The organism is Actinomadura sp. K4S16 (assembly GCF_008327685.1).
Taxonomy (GTDB): domain Bacteria; phylum Actinomycetota; class Actinomycetes; order Streptosporangiales; family Streptosporangiaceae; genus Spirillospora.
The window spans coordinates 1369509-1375805 of record NZ_BDDE01000010.1; the positions used below are offsets into that span (position 1 = coordinate 1369509).

A 6297-nucleotide genomic window follows, 5' to 3' on the forward strand; every position below is an offset into this window, starting at 1 on the left:
TCAGAGGGGGAGGCGGGCGCGGACGGTGAAGCCGCCGTTGGGGGCGGGGCCGGCGTCCAGGGTGCCGCCGAGGGTCTCGGCGCGGTCCCGCATGCCGCGGATGCCGCTGCCGTCGGCCGACGGCGGGCTCGATCCGGGCGTTCCGTCGTCCTCGACGCTGAGGACGACGTGGTCGGCGCCGTAGCGGATGCGGACGGCGGCCGAGGTCGCGCCGGAGTGCCGGGTCACGTTCGTGAGCGCCTCCTGGACGATCCGGAACGCGGCGAGGTCGGCCTCGGCGGGCAGCGGGCGCGGCTCCCCCTCGACCTCGGTGCGGATCTCGACGCCGACGGCGGTGATGCCGCGGGTCAGCTCGTCCAGCCGGGCGAGGCCGGGGGCGGGCGTGACCGGGGCGGCCTCGTCGACCTGCCGCAGCACGCCGAGGGTGGCGCGCATCTCCCGCAGCACGTCCTTGCTGGCCTGCTTGATCGCGGTGAGCGCGTCCTCGGCGCGCTCCGGCTCGCGGCGCAGGCCGTGCAGCGCGGCGGTGGCCTGCACGTTGATGAGCGAGATGTTGTGGCCGAGGACGTCGTGCAGCTCGCGGGCGATGCGCAGCCGCTCCTCGATGGCGCGGCGGCGGGCCTCGGCCTCGCGGCCGCGCTCGGCGACCCGGGCGCGCTCCTCCGCCTCGCGCAGGTAGGCGCGCCGGTTGCGGACGACGCCGCCGATGGCGACGACCGCGACGAACCAGCCGATGAGCAGGAAGCCGGCCGCGTCGGCGAGGTGGTTGACGTCGTCGCGGGCGTCGGCGGTGACGGTCGCGCCGACCGAGATCCCCGCGAGCACGACGGCCGCGGTGAGGTACCCCTCGGACGCCGCCGTGTAGAGCGCGACGACGAACGTGAGCACCGCCGGGCCGTCCGGCTCGGTGACCGGGTAGTAGACGGCGCAGGCGACGAGCGTGACGGCGGCGACCGCGACCGGACGTCTCCGGCGGAAGTACAGCGCGCCGCACGCGACCGCCAGCAGCGCCCAGCTGTAGAGGGGCATCCGCGTGGGCGGGCCCATGTTGACCGACACGAGGGTCATCGCGGCCAGGACCGCGAAGAAGCCGCCGGCCAGCGCGGCGTCCGCGGTGCGCCCGGTCGGCAGCCAGGGCAGCGGCCGCGCGCGCCGGTTAGCAAGTCGCACATGTCCATCCTGCCAGGATCCGCTCGCTTGCATGTCTGCGATCATATGTAGTACTTCTACTATCAACGGATGCAGTCCTATGGCGAACTGTTCTAGGACCCGTACAGAGGGGGTCGTGATCCGCAAGACTGGCCCGGTGTCCGCCGAGAAGGAGACCGTCTACAACCGGATCCCGGTGCTGAGGGCGGAGCGCGGCGTCTCCCGCCGCGACCTCGCCGCCGCGCTGGGCGTCCACTACCAGACGGTCGGTTACCTGGAACGGGGCGAGTACAGCCCCAGCCTCCACCTCGCCCTGCGCATCGCCGAGTACTTCGAGGTGCCGGTCGAGGTCGTCTTCTCCCTGAAGCCGTTCCCGAGGATCGGAGACACGTGATGACGAACCGCACCGCCGGATGGGTGGAGCGGTCCCGCCGCAAGCGCGCGGACCGCCTCGCCTGCCTCGACGAGGATCTGGAGCGGCGGCTGCCCGCCCGTTACGCGCGTCGCCGCCCCCGCCGGATCCTGGCCGGGACGGGCGCGGTCATGCTGGGCCTGTTCTGGGTGGACGCCGCGGTGTCCTGGGTGCTGGCCCCGAGCGACACCGCGATGATCGTGAACTTCGTGATCCTGGGCGTCCTGGTGGTGGGCGGGATGCCGCTGGCCGGCCAGTTGATCGCGGTGACCCGCGGGCTGACCGCCAAGCGGGAACGGGAGCTGGACGAGCGGCAGCTCGCGGCGCGGCTCCGCGTGTTCGCGACCTCCCACCGGGCCACCACGCTGGTGCTGGCCGCCGTGCTGGCGGTGACGATGATCGCCGACCGGGGCGGCCGCGAGTCGCAGATCCCCGGCGCCGCGCTCTTCCTGATCCTGTTCGCGCTGCTGGCGACGCACGCGCTGCTCCCCCTCGTCGTGGCGGCCTGGCAGACGCCGGATCCGCCGCCCGCCGACGACGAGGGGGAGGACGGCTAGCGCAGGTCGCCGTTCGTCATGCCCTGCGGCGCGGGCGGCAGCGCGACGAGGCCCATCTCGGTCCGGCCGGGCAGCAGCGGGTGGTTCGGCACCACCCGGACGCTGTAGCCGAAGGCGCCGCTGCGTCCGAGCGGGACCTCACCGGTGTAGCGGCGCCGCCCGTTCTCCGCCGGGCCGCCGTCCGCCAGCTCCAGGTAGGACGGCTCGACGAGGGCGTCGGCGTCGTCCACCCGGCCGTAGGCGACCTCGACGGCGACGTCCTCGGGGGCGAGCCCGCCGAGGTCCGCCACGACGCGGACCGTCAGCCGCGCGCCGACCTGCGGGCTCTCCTCCCCGGTGGACTCGACGTGCTCGACGGCGACCCGCGGCCACGCGTCGCGGACCCGCCGCTTCCAGGCCGCCAGCTCGCGGGCGCCCGCGAACTTGTCGGCGACCATGGAGCGCTCCGCCACGGCGGCCGGGGTGTACAGGTCGTCGACGTAGTCGCGCAGCATCCGGGACGCGAGGACCTTCGGGCCGACGGTGGCGATGGTGTGCTTGACCATCTCCAGCCAGCGGCGCGGCATCCCGGCCGAGTCCCGGTCGTAGAACGTGACGGACACGTGGTCCTCGATCAGCTCGTACAGGGCGGCGGCCTCCAGCTCGTCCCGCCGGTCGGGGGTGGCGAGGCCGTCGGCGGAGGGGATCGCCCAGCCGTTCTGGCCGTCGTACCACTCGTCCCACCAGCCGTCGCGGATCGACAGGTTCAGCCCGCCGTTCAGCGCCGCCTTCATCCCGGACGTGCCGCACGCCTCCAGCGGGCGCAGCGGGTTGTTCATCCACACGTCGCAGCCCTGCACCATGAGCTGCCCGAGCGCCATGTCGTAGTCGGGCAGGAACACGATCCGGTGCCGGACGTCCTCGGACCCGGTGAACCGCACGATCTCCTGGATGAGCCGCTTGCCGCCCTCGTCGGCGGGGTGGGCCTTCCCGGCGATGACGATCTGCACGGGCCGGTCGGGGTCCAGCAGGATCGAGCGGAGCCGGTCGGGGTCGCTCATCATCAGCGTGAGCCGCTTGTAGGACGGGACGCGCCGCGCGAACCCGATCGTCAGGACGTCGGGGTCGAGGGCGTCGTCGATCCAGGACGTCTCGGCCTCGCTGGCGCCGCGCTGGCGCCACGACTCGCGCAGCCGGCGGCGCGCGTCCATCACGAGGCGGCGCCGCAGCAGGTTCCGCATGCGCCAGACCTCCGGCTCGGGGACGCCCCGGACGGCTTCCCAGCCGCGCCCGGACTCCATCACCGCGGGCAGCTCCCGCGCGGTGAACTCGAGCACCTCGCGGGCGACCCAGGTGCCCGCGTGCACGCCGTTGGTGATGGACCCGATGGGGACCTCGGCGGTGTCGAACCCGCCCCACAGCCCGCCGAACATCTCCCGGCTGACCTCGCCGTGGAGCCTGCTGACACCGTTGACGCGCTGCGCCAGCCGCATCCCCATCACGGCCATGTTGAACACGGTGCGGTCGCCGCCGGGGTAGTCCTCGGCGCCGAGCGCGAGGATCCGGTCGACGGGGACCTGCTCCTCCTCGTTCGAGCCGCCGAAGTAGCGGGAGATGAGGTCGCGGGGGAACCGGTCGATGCCGGCCGGGACGGGCGTGTGGGTGGTGAACACCGTGCCCGCGCGGGTCGCCTCCAGCGCCTCGTCGAAGCTCAGCCCCTCCTCCTTGGCGAGCTCGCGGATGCGCTCCAGGCCGAGGAACCCCGCGTGGCCCTCGTTGGTGTGGAACACCTCCGGCGCCGGGTGCCCGGTGATGCGGCAGTACGCGCGGATCGCCCGCACGCCGCCGATGCCGAGCAGCATCTCCTGGAGCAGCCGGTGGTCGCCGCCTCCGCCGTACAGCCGGTCGGTGACGTCGCGCGCCGCCTGGTCGTTCTCCTCCACGTCGGAGTCGAGGAGCAGTTGCGGGACGCGGCCGACCCGCGCGATCCAGACCTGCGCGTGCAGGCCGCCGCCCTTGGGGAGGCCGATGACGACGCGCACCGGGGTTCCGTCCCGCTCGCGGAGGAGCGTGAGGGGCAGCCCGTTGGGGTCGATCGGGGGGTAGCGCTCAAGCTGCCAGCCGTCCGGCGACAGCGACTGGGAGAAGTAGCCGTGCCGGTAGAGGAGTCCGACCCCGACGATGGGGACGCCGAGGTCGCTCGCGGTCTTCAGGTGGTCGCCGGCGAGGATGCCGAGGCCCCCCGAGTACTGCGGCAGCGCGGCGGTGATCCCGTACTCGGGCGAGAAGTAGGCGATGCTCACCGGTGAGTCCCCGGGCCGCGACTGGTACCAGCGCGGCGCCGTCAGGTACTCGTGCAGGTCTTCGGCGGTGTCCTGGAGGCGCCGCAGGAACCGCCGGTCCTCCGCCAGCCGCGCGAGCCGCTCGGGGGCGACCTCGCCGAGCAGCCGGACGGGATCGTGGTGGACGGCCTTCCAGAGCGCCGGGTCCACGTCGCGGAAGAGGTCGAGCGTCTCGTGGTGCCACGACCAGCGCAGGTTGAGGACCAGCTCCTCGAGCTGCCTGAGGGGCTCGGGAAGGACGGTGCGTACCGTGAAACGTCGGATTGCCTTCACGCAACGCCACGCTATGCGCTTCGGGGGCATGGACGCGACGGCGGGGACCACACCCTCACCTTCCGGATCGGTCGTCCCGGCGATGGCAGGAGTCCCCGGAGCCCCACGGCCACAGGGGTTCGCGCCCCGCCGCGGCCGCTCGTCGCCGGCGCGGGGCCTCGCGGCCCGGCCCACCGTTTGCCCAAACTCGACCTTCCCCAGACCGGTTCCCCGCTGGCCGAGGTCGGCCAGTGGCGATCACACCAGGTCATCGCGCCGTCAAAGCCGCAGACCACTACATGCTCCGCGCGCCGTCGCGGGGCGGAAGAAGGAGAGCCGGTGCGCACCGACCATCGCGGTGTCCGGCGGGCCCTGGCGCCCGCGCTGACCGTTGTCCTGGCGCTGGCGCTCACGTCGTGCGGGAACCTCGTCGCGTCCCCGGACGTGCCGCCGAGCCCGTTCCCCAGTGCGAAGCGTCCGCTGCTGCACCGGCAGGCGACCGCGGTCCGGACCGCCGTCGACGGCCTGGCGGGCGTCGTCCCGGCCGAGGGGCGCACGGCCCGGACGGTGCTCCGCGACCACGACCACCAGTGCCGCTTCCACGATCCGGACGACCCGGAGCGCGCGCCCGCCGAACTCAACTGGGAGTACGCGGTGCGCCTGGAATACCGCGGGCCGGACGGGGCGGCCGCAAGGGACGCCGCGGTCAAGGAGCGGCTCCGGGGGGACGGCTGGGCCCTCGGCGACGACGTCGGCAAGCTCATCGCCGTCCGGCGGGGGATGTACCTGGAGATCCTGCTCAGCGGCACCACCGGCGACGGGACGCTGGTGATCGGCGGGTTCAGCAGGTGCGTGGACGCCGCCGGCAAGGTCACGTCGGCGGACCCGCCGATCTCTCCGACTGCGCGGCCCACCCGGTGACGGCCCTACGCGACCGCAACCCTGCGCGGTTGATGCGTCGCACAAAGTTGTCGAAAAAATCAGGACGCTAAAGGCCCCTTCCCGGGCAGGAGACGTTTCGGAAGTCTCGCACGGGTAGGAGATGGCACATGCACGTCGAGTCCGGAACGTCCAGCATGCCCGGCATTCCGAGGCTTGGTCGCATTCCGATCGTGAACGTCGAACCGGTAGTGGGGTGCGGCCGGTGGCCGGCGAAGGCGGTGGCGGGTGAGACGGTCGAGGTGTCGGCGACGGTGTTCCGTGAGGGGCACGAGCGGTTGGGCGCGGCGGTGGTGCTGCGCACGCCGGAGGGTGAGGAGCTGGCGCCGCAGCGGATGAGCGAGGTGGGGGTCGGGCTGGACCGGTGGTCGGCGCTGGTGACGCCGACGGAGATGGGGTCGTGGTCGTTCCGGGTGGAGGCCTGGGGTGATCCGATCGCGCACTGGCGGCACGACGCGGAGATCAAGGTTCCGCGGGGGCAGGACGTCGAGCTGATGCTCGCCGAGGGGTCGGTGCTGTTCGCGCGCGCGGCGGAGGCCGTCCCGGGCAAGGACCGCCCGACCGTGGAGCGGCTGGCCAAGCGGCTCGCGGACGAGACCGTGCCGGCCGTCGACCGGATGGAGGCCGTGGCCGATCCCGACGTCGAGGACGTCCTGGAGCGGCATCC

At 73.3% G+C, this 6297-nt stretch carries 6 protein-coding genes; 4 read left to right on the top strand and 2 right to left on the bottom strand.

The features are described 5' to 3' along the window. Window positions 1–1170 carry a sensor histidine kinase gene (locus K4S16_RS07180; RefSeq protein ID WP_235036617.1) on the bottom strand — a complete coding sequence of 390 codons (1170 nt, stop codon included), beginning with the start codon at window positions 1168–1170 and terminating at the stop codon, window positions 1–3. A 115-nt stretch (window positions 1171–1285) separates the two neighbouring features. Here K4S16_RS07180 and K4S16_RS07185 point away from each other — a divergent pair, with 115 nt between their 5' ends. Together K4S16_RS07185 and K4S16_RS07190 are read left to right on the top strand one after the other, a co-directional pair. Further along, window positions 1286–1543, top strand: coding sequence for a helix-turn-helix transcriptional regulator (locus K4S16_RS07185; RefSeq protein ID WP_235036618.1), 258 nt, complete (start codon window positions 1286–1288; stop codon window positions 1541–1543). Beyond that, window positions 1543–2118, top strand: a complete 576-nt coding sequence (locus K4S16_RS07190) for a hypothetical protein (protein ID WP_149257923.1) — start codon at window positions 1543–1545, stop codon at window positions 2116–2118. Before K4S16_RS07185 ends, K4S16_RS07190 begins: the two co-directional genes overlap by 1 nt. Here K4S16_RS07190 and glgP read toward each other — a convergent pair. After that, window positions 2115–4712 carry an alpha-glucan family phosphorylase gene (glgP, locus tag K4S16_RS07195; protein WP_149257924.1) on the bottom strand — a complete coding sequence of 866 codons (2598 nt, stop codon included), beginning with the start codon at window positions 4710–4712 and terminating at the stop codon, window positions 2115–2117. The two genes, K4S16_RS07190 and glgP, sit on opposite strands and share 4 nt — an antisense overlap. Window positions 4713–5030: 318 nt before the next feature. Between glgP and K4S16_RS07200 the strand changes: the two genes are divergently transcribed. After that, window positions 5031–5612, top strand: coding sequence for a hypothetical protein (locus K4S16_RS07200; RefSeq protein WP_149257925.1), 582 nt, complete (start codon window positions 5031–5033; stop codon window positions 5610–5612). 191 nt (window positions 5613–5803) lie between these two features. Next, the coding region (locus tag K4S16_RS07205; RefSeq protein ID WP_235036619.1) for a maltotransferase domain-containing protein at window positions 5804–6297 on the top strand (494 nt) is incomplete at its 3' end.

Excerpts from the sequence above, each read along its gene's own strand:
- K4S16_RS07190 (WP_149257923.1), top strand. The coding sequence starts at position 1,543 with ATGACGAACCGCACCGCCGGATGGGTGGAGCGGTCCCGCCGCAAGCGC.